Source organism: Streptococcus sp. SCPM-O-B-23252 (M501), from assembly GCF_058200355.1.
In genome coordinates this window covers 1,076,125-1,094,815 of the sequence record NZ_JBYQGS010000001.1, presented here as the reverse complement: position 1 = coordinate 1,094,815, position 18,691 = coordinate 1,076,125, and the positions used below count along the sequence as shown (strand labels likewise).

Sequence of the window (18,691 nt, the reverse complement as noted above, 5' to 3'; positions counted from 1 at the left end):
CTTTCTAAAATAGAGTTTAAAAGGTTGGCTGAAAAAATACGTTGAATGATGAGGCCCATAGCCCTCATGACAACAGTTCTCTTTTCAATTACTTTTGTTCAAGTCATTCAAGCAGGAAACAAACTGATCTTGGCTTATCCTAAAGAAATAACTTTAATATCATTGTTTTTAAAAGGCTGGAATTTTCCAGTCTTTTTTGTTAGTTAGATGAAAAGGGATTTGAACAAGTGTGGATGTTTAAAAAATTATTTCATCCAATAGTCCTGTTTCGTATAGAGGTGGATGTTTGAAAAATGCCCTTATTCGTGGTAAAATAGGGCTAATGAATTTATTGTAATTGAGGTAAAAAACGTGGCTTTTGGAGATAACGGAAAACGCAAAAAAACTTTCTTTGAAAAATTGACCATGGTGGTCATTGTAATTATGTTGATTGTAACGGTTGGAGCAATCTTTGCTGCAGCTTTGGGTGCACTATCCTACTAAGGGACTACCAAGCAACACTTGGTTATAAAAGGAAAACGATAAACTATGAGTATGTTTTTAGATACAGCCAAGATTAAGGTCAAGGCTGGAAATGGCGGCGATGGCATGGTGGCCTTTCGCCGTGAAAAGTATGTTCCCAATGGCGGTCCTTGGGGTGGTGATGGAGGACGCGGAGGCAATGTGATCTTCGTTGTAGACGAAGGTTTGCGCACGCTGATGGACTTCCGCTATAACCGGCATTTCAAAGCCCAAAATGGGGAAAAGGGAATGACCAAAGGAATGCACGGACGGGGAGCAGAAGATCTCTATGTACGAGTTCCCCAAGGAACGACTGTCCGAGATGCTGAGACAGGCAAGGTCATTACCGACTTGGTTGAAAATGGGCAAGAGTACATTGTTGCCCATGGTGGACGTGGAGGACGCGGAAATATCCGTTTTGCCACTCCTAAAAATCCAGCACCTGAGATTTCAGAAAATGGGGAACCTGGTCAGGAACGCGAACTCGAATTAGAGCTCAAAGTCTTGGCAGACGTTGGTTTAGTTGGCTTCCCATCAGTAGGAAAATCAACTCTTCTCAGTGTGATTACATCTGCCAAACCAAAAATCGGAGCCTATCATTTTACAACTATCGTTCCAAACTTGGGGATGGTTCGGACGCCGTCAGGTGAATCCTTTGCAGTCGCAGACCTTCCTGGATTGATTGAAGGAGCTAGCCAAGGGGTAGGACTAGGAACTCAGTTCCTCCGTCACATCGAGCGCACCCGTGTTATCTTGCATGTCATCGATATGTCAGCCAGTGAAGGACGAGATCCTTATGAAGATTACATTCAAATCAACAAAGAGCTTGAAACATATAACCTTCGCTTGATGGAACGTCCTCAGATTATCGTGGCGAATAAGATGGATATGCCAGAGAGCCAGGAAAATTTGAAAGAGTTCAAGAAAAAATTGGCAGCCAACTACGACGAGTTTGATGAACTACCACAAATCTTCCCAATCTCTAGTTTGGCGCATCAAGGTTTGGACAACTTATTAGAAGCAACAGCAGATTTGTTAGACAAAACACCAGAATTCTTGCTCTATACAGAAGAAGATATGGCGCAAGAAGAAGTTTACTACGGCTTTGATGAGGACCAACCAGCCTTCGAGATCAATCGCGATGATGATGCTTCTTGGATCTTGTCAGGTGATAAGCTAGAGAAGCTCTTCAATATGACCAATTTTGATCGCGACGAGTCTGTCATGAAATTTGCGCGTCAATTGCGTGGAATGGGTGTTGATGAGGCCCTTCGTGCGCGTGGTGCCAAAGACGGAGATATCGTTCGGATCGGTAAATTTGAATTTGAATTTGTTGACTAGTTAGATGTAAAGAGGAGAAGAAGATGGGAGATAAACCTATATCCTTTCGTGATAAAGACGGAAATTTTGTCTCTGCTGCAGACGTTTGGAATGCAGAAAAATTGGAAGAACTCTTTAATAAGCTGAATCCCAATCGTAAGTTACGGTTAGAACGGGAAAAATTAGCAATATCCAGTGAGAATTAGGAATCAGGAGAAGAAAATGGCAAAAACAATTCACACAGACAAAGCACCAGCAGCAATTGGACCTTATGTTCAAGGAAAAATTGTGGGCAATCTTTTATTTGCAAGTGGGCAAGTTCCGCTTTCACCAGAAACAGGTGAAATTGTTGGAGAAACTATCCAAGAACAAACCCAGCAAGTGTTGAAGAATATTGCTGCTATCCTTGAGGAAGCTGGAACGGACTTTGATCACGTGGTTAAAACAACCTGTTTCTTAAGTGATATGAATGATTTTGTCCCTTTTAACGAGGTCTACAAAACAGCATTTTCAAGTGAATTTCCAGCACGTTCTGCAGTAGAAGTGGCTCGCTTGCCACGCGACGTCAAAGTTGAAATTGAAGTCATTGCAGAAGTATAGTCTGAATAGAGGAATGCATTCGGGAAATAAGAATGCTGGAGTGAGAGCCATCGACTGACCAACTGGAAAGATGATGGTCTCCTCCTTTTTTGTAAGGAAAAGGTGATTAGGATGACAGATACAGAAAAAACAATTCAACTGGTTATTGTGACAGGAATGAGTGGTGCGGGGAAGACCGTAGCCATTCAATCCTTTGAAGATATGGGGTATTTCACCATCGACAATATGCCACCAGCTCTCTTGCCTAAATTTATTGAGCTGATTCAACTGTCGATGGACAATAACAAGTTGGCTCTCGTTGTGGATATGCGGAGCCGGTCTTTCTTCGCAGAAATTCGCTCCATTTTGGACGAATTAGAGAACCACGAAGGAATTGATTTTAAAATTCTCTTTTTGGATGCGACCGATAGTGAATTGGTTGCGCGCTATAAAGAGACTCGTCGGAGTCACCCACTCGCAGCTGATGGGCGTGTCTTGGATGGGATTACGTTGGAACGGGAACTTTTGGCTCCGCTAAAAAACATGAGCCAAAATGTCATTGATACGACGGAATTAACTCCTCGTAATCTTCGAAAAGTGATTGCTGAACAGTTCTCTAGACAAGATAGCCAGCCTGAGTTTCGGATTGAAGTCATGTCCTTTGGCTTTAAGTATGGTTTGCCTTTAGATGCGGACTTGGTCTTTGATGTTCGTTTCCTACCGAATCCTTATTACAAATCAGAGCTACGGAATCAAACAGGCTTGGATGATGATGTCTATAACTATGTCATGGACCATCAAGAGTCAGAGGAGTTTTATCGTCATCTCTATGATTTGCTTGCTCCTATCTTGCCCGCATACAAACGAGAAGGGAAATCTGTTTTGACAATCGCAGTGGGCTGTACAGGTGGTCAACACCGTTCAGTAGCCTTTGCAGCTCGTCTTGGACGGGATCTAGCAAAAGATTGGACGGTGAATATGAGTCATCGCGACAAAGACCGACGGAAAGAAACGGTGAATCGCTCATGAGAAAACCAAAGATGACCGTCATCGGAGGTGGTACAGGGATTTCCGTTATTTTGGACAGCCTTCGAAAAAAAGATGTTGAAATTACAGCCATTGTAACAGTAGCAGATGATGGGGGTAGTTCTGGTGAACTTCGAAAAAATATTCATCAATTGACACCACCGGGCGACTTGCGAAATGTGCTAGTAGCCATGTCAGATATGCCTCGCTTTTATGAAAAAGTCTTTCAATACCGTTTTGCGGAAGACGATGGACCACTAGCTGGGCACCCTCTAGGAAATTTGATTATTGCAGGGATTTCTGAAATGCAGGGCTCAACCTATAATGCCATGCAATTGCTGACTAAATTTTTCCATACGACAGGAAAAATATATCCTTCTAGTGATACACCATTGACCCTTCATGCCGTCTTTATGGATGGGTCAGAGGTGGCTGGTGAGAGTGAAATCTCCCATCATGAGGGCATGATTGATTATGTCTATGTCACCAATACCTATGACGATGAGACGCCGAAAGCGAGTCGAAAAGTAGTAGATGCGATTTTAGAAAGTGATATGGTGATTTTAGGACCAGGATCTCTCTTTACATCGATTCTTCCTAATCTAGTGATTGAAGAAATTGGTCAGGCCTTGCTTGAAACAAAAGCAGAGGTCGCTTATGTCTGCAATATCATGACTCAACGTGGGGAGACAGAACACTTTACCGATAGTGACCATGTTTCCGTTCTTCATAAACACTTGAAGAAGCCCTTTATTGATACTGTTTTGGTTAATATTGAAAAAGTACCTCAAGAATATATGGATACGAATCGCTTTGATGAATACCTGGTTCAAGTAGAACATGATTTCGCAGGTCTAAAATCGCAGGTTCCCCGAGTTATTTCAAGCAATTTCCTTCGCTTGGAAAACGGCGGCGCCTTCCATGATGGAGAAGCTGTTGTGGATGAACTGATGCAAATTGTACAGGTGATTAAATGAGTTTTACCATTAAAGTAAAAGAAGAGCTCTTGACCCTTCACCGCTTTGAGAAAAGTGAGTTATCTGCTCTAATTAAGATGTCAGGTAGTTTGGGTCTAAGTATGGGGGGCTTAAGTTTGTCTCTGACCACGGAGAATGCTAAGATTGCCCGCCATATCTACGAATTGATTGTAGAATTTTATCAGGTCAAATCGGACATTCGTCACCACCAAAAAACCAATTTAAAAAAGAATCGCGTCTATACTGTTTCTATTGATGAAAAAGTCGAAGAGATTCTTGCAGACCTGCACTTAGCAGATTCTTTCTTTGGTATTGAGACAGGGATTGACCCAAGAATTTTAGAAGAAGATGAAGCAAGTCGAGCTTATCTGAGAGGTGCTTTCTTAGCAAGTGGGACCATCAAGGATCCGGAGTCTGGTCGCTATCAATTAGAAATTAGCTCTGTTTATTCTGATCATGCTCAGGACTTGGCCAACCTGATGCAACACTTTTTGTTAGATGCCAAGACCATCGAACGCAAAAAAGGAGTCGTCACCTATTTGCAGAGGGCAGAGGATATTATTGATTTCCTCATCTTGGTAGAAGCCAAGCAGGCTTTGGAAGAATTTGAGTCTGTCAAGGTCATGCGAGAAGCGCGCAATGATCTCAATCGAGCCAATAATGCTGAAATGGCCAATATTGCGCGGACGGTCACAGCTAGTATGAAGACCATTAACAATATCGTCAAAATCATGGATACCATCGGATTAGGTGGTCTTCCTGTCGAGCTTCAGGAAGTTGCCTATGTTCGAATCCAGAATCCCGACTATTCTATCCAGCAAATTGCGGATGCCTTGAAAACTCCCTTAACCAAAAGTGGCGTCAATCATCGCTTGCGAAAAATCAATAAGATAGCAGACGAGCTAGATGAACTATAAGAAAAAAACCTTTGAATCAGTTGATTCAAAGGTTTCTTCTTATAAGCTAGTCGAGTGGACTGGTTGAACTTTCTTGTCTGGATAAATGTAGTTTATCGCATTATTTACCGCAGTCGGAGCCTCGCCCAGACCAGTAGCAATCAAATCGATTTTTCCTTCGTAGAAGCAACAGTCGCCACAAGCGTAGATGCCTTCTCGGCTGGTCTCTTGTTTGCGGTTCACGAGGATCTTATGGCGTTGGAGGTCCAAGCCCCATTCTTTCAATTTCCCAACGGATGATTTAAAGCCATAGTTGACAAAGAGTTCATCGATGGGGAGTAATTGGGTTTCATCTGATTTAACCTTGCTAATTTCCAGATGGCTAGCATGGCCATTTTCTCCGATTAAACGGCTAGGAACATAAGGAGTTTGAATAGAGACGGACGAAGCCTTCAATTCTTCAACACTGTGTTCGAGAGCGCGGAAATTATCACGACGATGGACCAGAGTTGTCGGTGCGATTTTTTCAAAGGCTAGAGCCCAATCGACTGCTGAATCTCCTCCTCCTAGAATAGCAACTTGTTTGCCGGCATATTGTTGGATATTTGAAACATGGTAGTGAACGTTCTCGAATTCTTCAGCCCCATCCACTTCTAAAGGACGAGGTTTAAAGGCACCACCACCCATCGCAATAATAACAGCACGACTGAAATGCTGGTCTTTATTGGTTTCAATGAGGAAGTGATTCTCGTTTTTACGAATGTCCAAAACGGTTTCGTTCAGACAAATGTCAGTCTCGAATGTTTCTAATTGATCGATCAACCGTTGGGACAATTCTTCTCCAGTCAGGTTCGTAAAACCAGGGACATCCAGGATTCGTTTTTCAGGATAGAGAATAGCGGGTTGACCACCTAGTTGAGGAAGGGAATCAATCAATTTTACTTTTACTTGACGCATATGGCCATAGAAGGCAGCAAAGAGTCCTACAGGGCCTCCACCGATAATGGTAATGTCATAGATTTCAGACATGAGATCTCCTTTGTGATGTGTAACTAGTCCTATTGTATCATAATTCGGAGATAAATAGAAAGTGGAGGAGGGTACAAGGATTAAAAAGAATGAATCAGGGGATTGAGATATATTTTTTAAAAATAATGTTCGGTTTATTTACAAGTGTTCGATAATCTGTTAGAATAAATTATTATTATTTTTTTTATAAGGAGATTATTCAAAAATGCAATTTGATTTTTGGGTTAAAGTTGCGACCGAATTTATTGCAACAGCATTATTGATTATTTTAGGAAATGGTGCCGTTGCAAACGTTGAGTTGAAGGGTACCAAGGGGCATCAAAGTGGATGGCTCGTGATTGCGATTGGCTACGGAATAGGTGTTATGATGCCAGCCTTGATGTTTGGTAACGTTTCTGGTAACCATATCAACCCTGCCTTTACGATTGGTCTTGCAGTTAGCGGACTCTTCCCTTGGGAAAATGTTTTATACTACATCGTTGCTCAACTTCTTGGGGCTATGTTTGGGCAATTGGTTGTCGTTGCGACTCACCGTCCTTACTACCTTCAAACTGAAAATCCAAACAATATCTTGGGAACATTCTCAACGATTTCTAGCTTGGATAAAGGAACTCCAGAATCACGTAAAGCAGCAACCATCAATGGTTTCGTCAATGAGTTTGCTGGATCATTCGTCCTTTTCTTCGGTGCACTTGCCTTGACAAAACACTTCTTTGGTGCAGAGGTTGCTTCTCTAGCTCAAAGAGCAGCGACTGAGCAGGGAGGGATTTTTGATGCTTCTTCAACAGCCGCAAAATTGGCTTTGTCACAAGCACATGCTCCTGGTTTAGGAGTGGCTCACTTGGCACTTGGATTCCTCGTTATGGCTTTGGTGACATCACTTGGTGGTCCTACAGGACCTGGTTTGAACCCTGCACGTGACCTTGGTCCACGTTTGGTTCACGCTTTCCTTCCAAAATCTGTTTTAGGTGAACACAAGGGAGATTCAAAATGGTGGTACGCTTGGGTACCAGTTGTAGCACCAATCTTGGCTGCAATCGTTGCTATTGCCCTCTTTACCTTCCTTTATAAGTAAGACCAGAACACTTTTCGTAGACATTACGGAAAGTGTTTTTTAAGAAAGTTTCGTGTAGAAACAATAATTAAGTCTGTTTTTTTATGGGGCTTTAATTGTGTTATTTTAATAAAGGAGTTAGTAGCTTGTTAATTATAATTATTACCATCTGCTTATTATTTTTATATTTCTTAATGCATCATCTAATTCAGCAGTCAAAGAATCCTACAGGAATACTCGGGAAAGGAATGATGAAAATTTGGAATTATACTTATTTTCCTATGTATGTGTGGGCAACCAGACAACTGGATAAAAATGATGTCCATAGAATACTAGATGTAGGAGTAGGAAACGGTCGTTCAAGTATCTTTTTGAAAGAAATCTATCCAAGAAGTACAGTTATAGGAATCGATAGTTCAGCAACTGCTATCTCAGAAGCGAAGGATTCGGAAAGTTTAAACCTTAAGTTTGAACGAAAAGATGTTAGAAAGACAGGTTATCCTGATGAAACGTTTGATTTAATAACAGGCTTTCAAACGCATTTTCATTGGGAGGATATAGAGACTTCATTTACGGAGTTAAGAAGAGTTCTTACATCAGATGGACTGCTTTTGCTAGCTTGTGAATGGCAAAAATTAGTTTATTTCTTGCCACAATTCAAAGTGGAGGATGAGTTTAGTAAGTTCTTGTCGTCAAAAGGACTGAATCTTTTAACAAGTCAGAAGAGTGGGCGATGGATTCTTTATAAGATTGTAAAAGAGACGAATTAAGTCAGTAAATGCTTATTATTAGGAGTAGGGATGAAAGAAAGGAATATAATAAAAGATAATAGAAGAGCTGGTTATTTTAGTTTTCTATATTATTTGCATGAGGAGAAAGAGTTTCATTCAGACGCACTTGTTGCTCTTTGTCAGTATCTAGAAAGGATGGATTCTGTTAGTCTTGAGCAACTGAAAGACTTACGTTGGATTGAATGTCAAATTTTGCGCCATATGGTCTATCATTTTGATCCAAATGATCTAAGTAGAATTCGCAATCTCCCAACGAATTATTGGGAGGAATTGGAAGCATTCGAACAAGTAGTGTCAAAGCTTTATGATCGTTATGAATGAAAGGATTTTCCAAAATCTGAAATTCTAGCACAGTTTTGAAGCTAAGATGATGGTGAGAGATGAATTCCTTTAACTTTTTCTTGACAATCTACAGAATTCCGTGTAGAATAGAATAGATCTTGAACTTGAAGGGAGTGAAAAACATGTCAAAAACAGTAGTACGTAAGAATGAATCTCTTGACGATGCTCTTCGTCGTTTCAAACGCGCGGTTACTAAAGCTGGTACTCTTCAAGAAACACGCAAACGTGAATTCTATGAAAAACCTTCTGTAAAACGTAAACGTAAATCAGAAGCAGCTCGTAAACGTAAAAAATTCTAATTGAATACAAGAACAGACTTCGGTCTGTTTTTTGTTTCTCTAGAAAAATTGAAGATAAAAAACCCGACCTTCTAGCTAGAAGATCGGATCTTTTTATCTGATTATTTGTTTGCAAGCAAGTCGCGGATTTCAGCAAGCAACTCTTCTTGAGTAGGAGCAGCTTCTTCTTCAGCAGCTTCCTCTTTTTTACCAAGGTTTTGAGCTTTCTCAGCAGCTTTTACTACGAAGAAAAGAACAGTACCAACAACAAGGAAGTTGATAACAGCGCTCAAGAAGCTACCGTAAGCAACACCGTTCCATGACAATTGTGCAATCTTTTCAACACCAGCAGCTTTCATAGCTGGGTTCAAAATAAGTGGAGTGATGATATCGTTAACAAATGATGTTACGATAGCTCCAAATGCAGCTCCGATAACGACTGCGACAGCAAGGTCAACAATATTCCCACGAAGGAGAAAAGCTTTCAAATCTTTTAACATATCCTAAATATGTCCTTTCATAATAAATTTTTACAGAGCATAGTATAACTGAAATTTTTTTCGTATTCAATAAATATGCTCAAATTTTTTTAAAAAGTTGATTTAAGGAAAATGGAGGCTTTCAAAACTCAGGAAAAATGTGGAAAAATCGGGTGAAAATCAATGCGGATGATTTACAATTGACAAAAATTAGTTTAAAATAGTTAATGATATTCTATGGTAAAATGGAGGCACTGTTTATGGTTGACAAACAACTGATTTCAGAAATTAAAAACAGTGTGAATATTGTAGATGTAATCGGAGAAGTCGTTCAATTGACAAAGGCAGGACGAAACTTTTTAGGTCTCTGCCCTTTTCATGGTGAAAAGACGCCTTCTTTCAATGTGGTCGAGGATAAACAATTCTATCATTGTTTTGGTTGTGGTCGCTCAGGCGATGTTTTTAAGTTTATCGAAGACTATCGTGGTGTCTCCTTCATGGAAGCTGTTCAAATTGTCGGAGATCAGGTGGGCATTCGTGTCCAGACTCTTCCTCCAAGTCAGTCTAGGCCCCAACAAGCAGATGGGAAACAGCCCTTCTATGAGATCCATCAAGAGGCTGCCAAGTTCTATCATGCCATCCTGATGACGACAAAGATGGGTGAAGAGGCTCGGCAATACTTGTATGATCGAGGGCTTGATGATGAGGTTCTTCGGCATTTTCAAATAGGGCTTGCACCAGCAGAAGGAAATTATCTGCTTCAGAGTGTTTCAGGGAAGTTTTCAGAAAATATTCTGGCCGACTCAGGTTTATTTCATATTAGTGATAGGGGGACCATGTATGATGCGTTTCAAGATCGCATCATGTTTCCCTTGTCGGATGATACTGGCCGAGTCATTGCCTTTTCTGGTCGACTCTGGCGTGAACCAGTTGAGGGAGCAAAGCCTCAGGGGAAATACAAGAACAGCCGCGCTACGCTCCTTTTTAACAAGAGTTATGAGCTCTACCATTTGGACAAGGCCAAGCAGGTCGCTAAGAAGAACCATGAGCTTTATCTGATGGAAGGATTCATGGATGTCATCGCAGCCTACCGAGCTGGGATTGAGAATGCCGTTGCTTCTATGGGGACAGCCCTCACACAGGAACATGTGGCTCATCTGAGCAAATTTACCAAAAAGGTTATCTTGGCCTATGATGGGGATAAGGCGGGAAGGCTGGCGACAGCAAAGGCTTTGGAGGTCCTAGAAAAACAGGAGGTAGAGGTCGTCCAGATTCCTGATCAGATGGACCCAGACGAGTATCTCAATAAGAATTCTCCTCAGGCTTTGGCGGACTTATTGGAAAAAACACGTCTCAGTCGGGTAGAGTTTCTCATGGATTATTGGAAGCCAGACAATATTGAAAATTTGCAGGCGCAGATTGAATTTGTCGAAAAAATGGCCCCCTTAATTGCTCAGACGCCATCTGTAACGGCACAAAACACCTACATTTATAAATTAGCCGATCTCTTGGTCGACTTTGATTATATGCAGGTAGAACAGACGGTTAATGCTAGTCGCCTTCAGATGCGGAGTCAGCGTCAGGAGCAAGGGAAAATTCAGACACAGGCTCCAGTTGCTAGTCCAACTGTCGTACAAAAACAACTGCCTCGCCTGGTTCGGGCTGAGAATCATCTCCTTCATCGGATGAACGCTTTTCCTTATGTTTTGAATGAATATCGTCTTCGGACAGATTTTTCATTTGATACCCCTGCCTTGCAAACCTTGTACCAACTTCTTTGTCAAAATGGAGAAGTGACATCGCAGGATTTGTCAGAGCAGACAGAGGAAGTGCAACGAGCTTGGTATCTGATGCTAGAAGAAAATTTACCGGATGAAATAGCGGAGAATGAGTTGGAAGAAGTGGAAGAAACGAGAAATCGTGAGCTTCTCCGTAAAGAAAGTCAACAAATAGGAAAGAAAGTCCGAGAAGCCTCTCACAGTGGAGATGCGGATCAGGCTTTGTTGGAACTCGAGCGCTTAATCGCTCAAAAAAGAAGAATGGAGTAGGAATGGCGAAAGAACAAAAAGATATCACAACTTTAGATGTCCAAATTGCAGAGTTTATTCGTAGTCATAAGAAAAGTGGTACTGCAACAGATGATGAAATCAATGATCAATTGGTCATTCCTTTTACCTTGGATGCTGATGGAATTGATGATTTGTTGCAACGGATTCAAGATGCAGGGATTTCCATCACGGATAAGGAAGGAAATCCAAGTGCGCGTGTCCTGAACAACGAAGAGGAAGAACCAGAGCTAACGGATGAGGAATTGCTTGGAAGCAACTCTGCCAAGGTCAATGACCCAGTACGGATGTACTTGAAAGAAATTGGGGTCGTTCCTCTTTTGACCAATGAAGAAGAGCAAGAATTGGCCATCTTGGTGGAACAAGGAGACTTGGAAGCCAAGCAACGTTTGGCAGAAGCCAACCTTCGTTTGGTTGTTTCCATTGCGAAGCGTTATGTTGGACGTGGGATGCAATTTTTGGACTTGATCCAAGAAGGAAATATGGGATTGATGAAGGCCGTTGATAAGTTTGACTATACCAAAGGGTTCAAGTTCTCTACTTATGCGACTTGGTGGATTCGTCAGGCTATCACGCGTGCCATTGCAGACCAAGCTCGTACCATTCGGATCCCTGTTCATATGGTAGAAACTATTAACAAGTTGGTTCGTGAGCAACGCAATCTCTTGCAAGAATTGGGACAAGATCCGACACCAGAACAAATCGCTGAGCGCATGGATATGACACCTGATAAGGTGCGTGAAATCTTGAAGATTGCCCAAGAGCCTGTTTCTTTGGAAACGCCAATCGGGGAAGAAGACGATAGCCATTTGGGAGATTTTATCGAAGACGAAGTGATTGAAAATCCAGTAGACTACACCACTCGTGTGGTTCTCCGCGAACAATTGGATGAAGTCCTCGATACCCTGACAGACCGGGAAGAAAATGTGCTTCGTCTCCGTTTCGGTTTGGATGATGGAAAAATGCGGACCTTGGAAGATGTGGGGAAAGTCTTCAACGTGACCCGTGAACGGATCCGTCAGATCGAAGCCAAAGCCCTCCGCAAACTCCGCCACCCAAGCAGAAGCAAACCATTACGTGACTTTATAGAGGATTAAAAATGTCCAGTGGACATTTTTAACGGCCACCCAAAAATAAAAGAGTGGCCAGGTCCAGTGGACATTTTTAACGGCTATCCAAAAACAAGAGAGTGGCCAGGTCCGGGGGACCTTTTTAACGGTCGCCAAGAAATGAAAAAGCGACCCAGATCCTGCGGATCTTTTTAACCTGAGCCCAGAAATTCAAAAGCGAGGCAAGTCCAGTGGACATTTTTAACGGTTGCCTAGAAATGGAAAAGCAACCGAGGTCCGGGTGCCCTTTTCTAGAGCCCTTTGAATCTAGGGCTTGCTGTAAACAAAAAAATTCTTCCTGGGGTTGAACTGAGTGAAGAAGGAGTAAAGAATGAGTTATACGACAGAAGAAATCGAACAAATTAAAAACCGTATTCTTGAAAATCTAGAGCAAGTCATCGATCCTGAATTAGGTATAGATATTGTCAACCTTGGTTTGGTCTACGAAATTCGGTTTGATGGTGAAACTGGTGAAACAGAAATCGATATGACCCTCACCACCATGGGCTGTCCATTGGCAGACTTGCTGACGGATCAGATTTATGATGCTTTAACAGGAATGGAAGAAGTGACCAAGGTTGATGTAAAATTGGTCTGGTATCCAGCTTGGACGGTTGAAAAAATGAGCCGCTATGCACGGATTGCATTAGGAATTAAATAAAATTGTTTTAAAGGAGGAATGGATGTTCCTCTTTTTTTGTGAAGATAGTTTGGATGTCAAATAGTACGAATATTATATCTTCTTTTACGATTATATCTTGCAATCACTTCTTAGTAAGGTTATAATAGAATCATTATTAAATTAAGGAGAAGATTATGAATCAGTACCCTTTGGTCTATTTAGACCATGTTCAAAAAGTGTATGGTAAGCACATTGCCTTATATGATGTGAGTGTCAATATTCAACCGGGTCGTATCATTGGTTTGTTAGGACCAAATGGAAGTGGGAAAACAACCATCATTAAATTAGTGAATGGGCTTTTGCAACCTACTTCGGGAAATGTTTACATCCATGGTGAAGTGCCGTCTGCAAGAACCAAACAAGTCGTTTCTTATTTACCAGATACAACTTATTTGGATGAGAATATGAAGATTTCAGAGACTCTTCGTTTCTTCCAAGACTTCTATAAAGATTTCAATGTGCAACGTGCCTATCAATTGTTGAACGACTTACAATTGCACCCAGAGCAAAAGTTGAAACAACTCTCTAAAGGGAATAAAGAAAAAGTTCAATTAATTTTGGTCATGAGCCGTGAAGCGGATTTGTACATTCTCGATGAACCAATTGGTGGAGTGGACCCTGCTGCGCGTGACTACATTCTTAGAACCATCATTCAAAATCGTCGTCCAAACTCATCAGTATTGATTTCAACCCACTTGATTGCGGACGTTGAGCAAGTCTTGGATGAAGCACTCTTTATCAATCAAGGTCGTATTCTGTTGCATGAAAACACAACTGTTCTTCGTAACCAATACGGTAAATCGATTGATGAGATCTTCCGTGAACAATTTAGAATGTATTAGGAGGCTCTTATGTTTGGGAAATTAATGAAATATGAATTAAAAGCAACCTATAAGTGGTATCTCATTATTTCGGGTGTGCTTGCTATTCTCGCAATTTTTGCTGGTTTATTAGCTTCTAGTGTTATTACTGGCGCAGCAAGTTATACAGCAGATACAACCTATACGATTGTGGGAATTGTTGTTCTGGTTATTTTTGCGGGTTACATCGGGTTGACCTTGACCAACTATATCATTATTATTCGTCGTTTTTACAATAATATTTTTGGTCGAGAAGGTTATTTGACCTGGACTTTGCCAACTGGCTCTCATACCGTTTTACTTGCAAAAGCTACATCTGCTTTGATTTGGAGTATCTTCTGTTTTATTAGCTTGGTCCTTTCTTTGGTCATTTTCCTAGGTGTAATTGGACTTTCTCAACAACAGAATATCTTTGAGGTGCTTGGTCTACTTCTTGAACGTATTGGTGGCCCTCTGTTTTGGCAAACCTTGTTTTTCCAATTGTTAGCAACCATTTCAGGGATTTTGATGCTCTATTGTGCGATTTCACTGGGCCAACTCTTTATTAATCATCGTGTCGTAATGGCCTTTGTCTTTGGTTTTATTCTTTGGGTTGTTCTTAGCATCATTGGAAGAATGTTTCCTACTGTGGAGTTAACCAGCCTTTCATATCTGTCAAGTGGCTATTATGATACCCTTAGCGATGTATTGGCTGTTAACTTTATTCCGGCTTATATCTATGAACTAGTGAAGATTGTAGCGATGTACTTTACCGTTCATTATGTAACAAAATTCAAATTGAACTTGCAATAAGAATGAAAGAGGAAGGAATTCCTCTTTTTCTTTTGCCATTTTACCCAAAAAATGATACACTGGACTATATCATTTTGGGGTCGTTACGGATTCGACAGGCATTATGAGGCATATTTTGCGACTCGTGTGGCGACGTAAACGCTCAGTTAAATATAACTGCAAAAAATAACACTTCTTACGCTCTAGCTGCCTAAAAACCAGCAGGCGTGACCCGATTCGGATTGCTCGTGTCTGATGACAGGTCTTAATTTTAGCGAGATACGATCAAACTTTGTCTAGCAGTTTGATAAGAGATTGATAGACTCGCAGTTTCTTGGCTTGAGTTATGTGTCGAGGAACTGTTAAAGCAATACATAACCTATGGTTGTAGACAAATATGTTGGCAGATGTTTGGACGTGGGTTCGATTCCCACCGGCTCCATTTTTATATATGTAAATGACAAATCTTTGTCGTTTTTTTATTTCTTTAAAATCTATCAAGCAATGATATCTTGTGAGCGATCCCTAAATTTTTTGTTGACAGAAGTAGCGCTTTTCCGTATAATGGATACTAGTTTGGAAGATTACTCAAGAGGCTTAAGAGGCCGTGTTGGAAACGCGGTAGGCGTGTAACAGCGTGCGTGGGTTCGAATCCCATGTCTTCCGTAAGAGAAAGGAAAGCAGATCAGTTGATCTGTTTTTTTGTTAGGCAGGATTGACAATGGGTAAAAGTGTCTTCTTTGTCGGATTTCCTGTATAATAGAAGGAAAGAACGGACGAAAAGGAGTGCAAGGTGATTACACAACTGGACACAAAATCGGTTTATACCTTTATGGACAGTTTAGTCTCTATTCGAGACTATATTCAGCGTGCCAAAGAAATGGGTTACCAACAAATTGGTCTCATGGACATAGATAATTTATATGGGGGCTACGAGTTTTTAGAAGAGTGTCAAAAAGCTGGTATGGGGGCTGTCCTAGGTCTTGATTTGGAGGTCGAGTTACCGGTGGGTCCTTTATCTATCCGTTTGATTGCATTAGGAACCAAAGGCTATAAACATTTAATCAAGATTTCCAGCATGAAAATGATGGGGACAACAGACTGGTCGGCTTTCCAACACTTTTTGGAGGATATAGCCATCGTCGTTCCCTATTTTGAAGGGATTGAGTATTTAGACTTGGGCCAAGACTTTGCGATTGGTGTCTTTCCAGATACTCCAGCGAAACAGTTTTCTCGTCCTGTTTTCCCACTCCATACGGTCCGCTATTTTTCTACGAGTGATTTGGAGAGTCTTCAGATGCTCCACGCTATTCGTAATAATTGCAGTCTGAAGGAAGTAGGAGCTGTTGACACTTCTATGATGTTCCTGCCACCAGAAGAGTTGGAGCGGGCCTTTGTGCATAATTATCCAGATAGTATTTCTTATCTAGAGAAGACTCTTGCGGCCGTTCATTATGAGATTGATACGCAATTAAAGCTTCCCCGCTTTAATCCAGAGAAGCCTGCTGTCGAGGAATTACGTGAATTGGCTGAAGAAGGCTTGAGAACCAAGGGTCTGGACCAGACGGTTTACCAAGAGCGTTTGCGTCATGAATTAGCTGTCATCCATCAGATGGGCTTTGATGACTACTTCTTGATTGTCTGGGATTTGTTACGGTTTGGTCGAAGTCAGGGATACTATATGGGGATGGGCCGTGGATCAGCAGTTGGTAGTCTAGTAGCCTATGCCTTGGATATCACAGGGATTGATCCAGTCAAGAACAATCTCCTCTTTGAGCGCTTTTTGAATCTGGAACGCTATACTATGCCAGATATTGATATTGATATTCCGGATGTCTATCGTCCCAAATTTATCCAGTATGTGAAAAATCGCTACCGCAGTCCTCATGTGGCTCAAATTGTGACCTTCTCAACTTTTGGAGCGAAACAAGCCATTCGAGATGTTTTTAAGAGATTTGGAACCCCAGAGTATGAGTTAACCAACCTCACCAAGAGGATTGGCTTACGGGACACCTTAGCCTCTGCTTATGAAAAGAATTTAGCCTTCCGTCAAGCCATCCAAAGTCGTCCAGAATACCGGAAGGGGTTTGAAATTGCGAAGAGGATTGAAGGGCAACCGCGTCAGACGTCGATTCATGCGGCAGGTGTCGTCATGAGTGGAGAAGACCTCACCAATCAAATCCCGATCAAGATGGGTGAGGAGATGAATCTGACCCAATATGATGCCCATGGTGTTGAGGCAAATGGTCTGCTCAAGATGGACTTCTTAGGACTTCGAAATTTGACCTTTGCTCAACGGATGCAGGAAGCAGTGAAGGAAAAATATCAAAAGGATATTAAAATCGAGGATATTCCTCTAGAAGATCCAGAAACGATTGCTTTATTTGCTGCGGGTAATACCAAGGGAATCTTCCAGTTTGAGCAAGCCGGAGCTATCCGTTTGCTTAGACGAGTTCAACCTAGCTGTTTTGAAGAAATTGTTGCGACGACTTCTTTGAACCGGCCAGGGGCTAGTGACTATATCGATAATTTCGTCAAACGCAAGCATGGCAAAGAGAAGGTCGATATGATTGATCCTAGTTTAGAAGGGATTCTAGCACCAACTTATGGCATCATGCTCTATCAGGAACAAGTCATGCAGGTGGCCCAGACCTTTGCTGGCTTTAGTCTAGGGAAGGCCGATATCCTCAGACGGGCCATGGGAAAAAAGAATGTGACAGAGATGCATCGGATGGAAGATGACTTTATCAAGGGGGCTGTCGCGCTTGGGCACAGTGCAGAAAAAGCCAAGCAAGTCTTTACCATTATGGAAAAATTTGCGGGCTATGGCTTCAATCGTTCCCATGCTTATGCCTACTCAGCCCTGGCCTTCCAATTGGCTTACTTTAAAGTTCATTATCCAGATGTCTTCTTTGACATTATGCTCAACTACTCTAGCAGTGACTACTTGACCGATGCATTACAATTTGACTTCCAAGTGGCTCCTTTGACCATTAATACCATTCCTTATAAAGATAAGTTCCAAGATCAGAAGATTTATCTAGGAATGAAAAATATCAAAGGTCTTCCCAAAGATCTAGCCTTTTGGATTATTGACCAACGTCCCTTTGAGAGCATTGAAGATTTTATCTTGCGCCTGCCCAGTCAGTACCACAAACTTCCTCTTTTAACACCACTGGTAGAATTGGGCTTGTTTGACTGCTTTGAAAAGAATCGCAGAAAAGTCCTTCAGAACCTTCCTAATCTATTTGTTTTTGCAGATGAGTTGGGTAGTTTGTTTGGCGAAGCTAATTATTCTTGGATGGATGCCGAGGATTACAGCAAGGCTGAGAAGTATGAGATGGAGCAGAGGGTCATAGGAGTCGGTCTCAGTCCTCATCCTCTGGTGGAAATTCTAGCCGCAAGTAGCCAACCGGTGCGGCCGATCGTTTCTTTAAGCGAAGGGGAACAGGCCACCATATTGGTCGAAGTCCAATCAATCCGGACGATTCGAACAAAAAATGGGGAAAATATGGCCTTTTTACAAGTTTCCGATCTCCAAAAGAAGATGGATATCACCCTTTTTCCAGAAACTTATCGCCAGTATAGTTCAAAAATAAGAGAAAAGGGCTATTACTATCTCAAGGGGAAAATACAGTCTAGAGATGGTCGTCTTCAAATGATTTTGATGGAAGCAGAAGAAGCTACCAATCAGCGTTTTTGGATTCAATTGTTTGATCACCAAGAAGACCGAGCAGTTTTAGATATTTTAAAAGCCTATCCAGGTCCCTATCCTGTCGTTATTCGCTATGAAGAGGAGAAAAAGACCATTCAATTAAAAGGAGTTTCTGTTCAGAAAAACGAGGAGTTGGAAAATGATCTGGCAAGTATTGCTATGAAAACGATTTATCGATAAAATCTGCGGAAAATAGGAGAAATTTGAGCCTCTTTG

19 protein-coding genes, 1 tRNA gene and 1 other RNA gene are annotated in these 18,691 nt (G+C 41.5%); 19 read left to right on the top strand and 2 right to left on the bottom strand.

The features are described 5' to 3' along the window. Positions 1-351 precede the first annotated feature (351 nt). The 7 genes from AC3E6G_RS05325 to whiA all read left to right on the top strand — a co-directional run bounded on the left by AC3E6G_RS05325 (position 352) and on the right by whiA (position 5,320). Entirely contained in the window at positions 352-483 is a 132-nt protein-coding gene (locus AC3E6G_RS05325) for a DUF4044 domain-containing protein (protein WP_065426872.1), read from the top strand. A 45-nt stretch (positions 484-528) separates the two neighbouring features. Then, positions 529-1,842, top strand: coding sequence for a GTPase ObgE (obgE, locus tag AC3E6G_RS05320; RefSeq protein WP_490700602.1), 1,314 nt, complete (start codon positions 529-531; stop codon positions 1,840-1,842). Between the two features lie 23 nt (positions 1,843-1,865). Continuing rightward, positions 1,866-2,027: a hypothetical protein gene (locus tag AC3E6G_RS05315; RefSeq protein WP_490700601.1), complete on the top strand. Its 162-nt coding sequence runs from the start codon at positions 1,866-1,868 to the stop codon at positions 2,025-2,027. A gap of 16 nt (positions 2,028-2,043) precedes the next feature. Further along, a complete protein-coding gene (locus tag AC3E6G_RS05310) occupies positions 2,044-2,421 on the top strand; it encodes a RidA family protein (RefSeq protein ID WP_125335397.1) in 378 nt (125 codons plus the stop codon). 111 nt (positions 2,422-2,532) lie between these two features. Then, complete coding sequence (rapZ, locus tag AC3E6G_RS05305) at positions 2,533-3,429, top strand: RNase adapter RapZ (protein ID WP_490700600.1); 897 nt, start codon at positions 2,533-2,535, stop codon at positions 3,427-3,429. Next, complete coding sequence (locus AC3E6G_RS05300; RefSeq protein ID WP_490700599.1) at positions 3,426-4,403, top strand: YvcK family protein; 978 nt, start codon at positions 3,426-3,428, stop codon at positions 4,401-4,403. The genes rapZ and AC3E6G_RS05300 overlap by 4 nt, the downstream gene beginning before the upstream one ends. After that, the gene (gene whiA / locus AC3E6G_RS05295) at positions 4,400-5,320 is read left to right on the top strand and encodes a DNA-binding protein WhiA (protein ID WP_048689373.1); all 921 of its coding nucleotides are present in this window, start codon (positions 4,400-4,402) and stop codon (positions 5,318-5,320) included. Before AC3E6G_RS05300 ends, whiA begins: the two co-directional genes overlap by 4 nt. Positions 5,321-5,359: 39 nt before the next feature. Here the strand turns inward: whiA and AC3E6G_RS05290 are convergent, their stop codons facing one another. After that, positions 5,360-6,328, bottom strand: a complete 969-nt coding sequence (locus AC3E6G_RS05290) for an NAD(P)/FAD-dependent oxidoreductase (RefSeq protein ID WP_048689377.1) — start codon at positions 6,326-6,328, stop codon at positions 5,360-5,362. A 205-nt stretch (positions 6,329-6,533) separates the two neighbouring features. Here AC3E6G_RS05290 and gla point away from each other — a divergent pair, with 205 nt between their 5' ends. The 4 genes from gla to rpsU all read left to right on the top strand — a co-directional run bounded on the left by gla (position 6,534) and on the right by rpsU (position 8,814). Then, entirely contained in the window at positions 6,534-7,403 is an 870-nt protein-coding gene (gene gla, locus AC3E6G_RS05285) for an aquaglyceroporin Gla (RefSeq protein ID WP_048689380.1), read from the top strand. Positions 7,404-7,528: 125 nt separating this feature from the next. Next, positions 7,529-8,152, top strand: coding sequence for a class I SAM-dependent methyltransferase (locus AC3E6G_RS05280; protein ID WP_125329602.1), 624 nt, complete (start codon positions 7,529-7,531; stop codon positions 8,150-8,152). Between the two features lie 30 nt (positions 8,153-8,182). Further along, the gene (locus AC3E6G_RS05275) at positions 8,183-8,494 is read left to right on the top strand and encodes a hypothetical protein (protein ID WP_048689384.1); all 312 of its coding nucleotides are present in this window, start codon (positions 8,183-8,185) and stop codon (positions 8,492-8,494) included. A gap of 143 nt (positions 8,495-8,637) precedes the next feature. After that, on the top strand, positions 8,638-8,814 hold the full coding sequence (gene rpsU, locus AC3E6G_RS05270; RefSeq protein ID WP_000048054.1) for a 30S ribosomal protein S21: 177 nt from the start codon (positions 8,638-8,640) through the stop codon (positions 8,812-8,814). Between the two features lie 101 nt (positions 8,815-8,915). Here rpsU and mscL read toward each other — a convergent pair whose 3' ends face one another. Beyond that, positions 8,916-9,293, bottom strand: coding sequence for a large conductance mechanosensitive channel protein MscL (gene mscL, locus AC3E6G_RS05265; protein WP_048689389.1), 378 nt, complete (start codon positions 9,291-9,293; stop codon positions 8,916-8,918). Between the two features lie 239 nt (positions 9,294-9,532). On the opposite strand from mscL, the gene dnaG reads away from it, so the two are divergent. The 8 genes from dnaG to AC3E6G_RS05225 all read left to right on the top strand — a co-directional run bounded on the left by dnaG (position 9,533) and on the right by AC3E6G_RS05225 (position 18,655). After that, positions 9,533-11,320 carry a DNA primase gene (dnaG, locus tag AC3E6G_RS05260; RefSeq protein WP_490700598.1) on the top strand — a complete coding sequence of 596 codons (1,788 nt, stop codon included), beginning with the start codon at positions 9,533-9,535 and terminating at the stop codon, positions 11,318-11,320. Between the two features lie 2 nt (positions 11,321-11,322). After that, the gene (rpoD, locus tag AC3E6G_RS05255) at positions 11,323-12,435 is read left to right on the top strand and encodes an RNA polymerase sigma factor RpoD (RefSeq protein ID WP_048689399.1); all 1,113 of its coding nucleotides are present in this window, start codon (positions 11,323-11,325) and stop codon (positions 12,433-12,435) included. A gap of 343 nt (positions 12,436-12,778) precedes the next feature. Further along, positions 12,779-13,108 carry a metal-sulfur cluster assembly factor gene (locus AC3E6G_RS05250; protein WP_006596590.1) on the top strand — a complete coding sequence of 110 codons (330 nt, stop codon included), beginning with the start codon at positions 12,779-12,781 and terminating at the stop codon, positions 13,106-13,108. 155 nt (positions 13,109-13,263) lie between these two features. Then, the gene (locus tag AC3E6G_RS05245) at positions 13,264-13,971 is read left to right on the top strand and encodes an ABC transporter ATP-binding protein (RefSeq protein ID WP_048691014.1); all 708 of its coding nucleotides are present in this window, start codon (positions 13,264-13,266) and stop codon (positions 13,969-13,971) included. A gap of 9 nt (positions 13,972-13,980) precedes the next feature. Continuing rightward, positions 13,981-14,781, top strand: a complete 801-nt coding sequence (locus tag AC3E6G_RS05240) for an ABC transporter ATP-binding protein (protein ID WP_125329600.1) — start codon at positions 13,981-13,983, stop codon at positions 14,779-14,781. A 76-nt stretch (positions 14,782-14,857) separates the two neighbouring features. Next, positions 14,858-15,205, top strand: a transfer-messenger RNA (tmRNA) gene (gene ssrA, locus AC3E6G_RS05235). 133 nt (positions 15,206-15,338) lie between these two features. Further along, positions 15,339-15,426, top strand: a tRNA-Ser gene (locus AC3E6G_RS05230). Between the two features lie 127 nt (positions 15,427-15,553). Then, positions 15,554-18,655, top strand: a complete 3,102-nt coding sequence (locus tag AC3E6G_RS05225) for a DNA polymerase III subunit alpha (RefSeq protein WP_490700597.1) — start codon at positions 15,554-15,556, stop codon at positions 18,653-18,655. Positions 18,656-18,691: the final 36 nt, after the last annotated feature.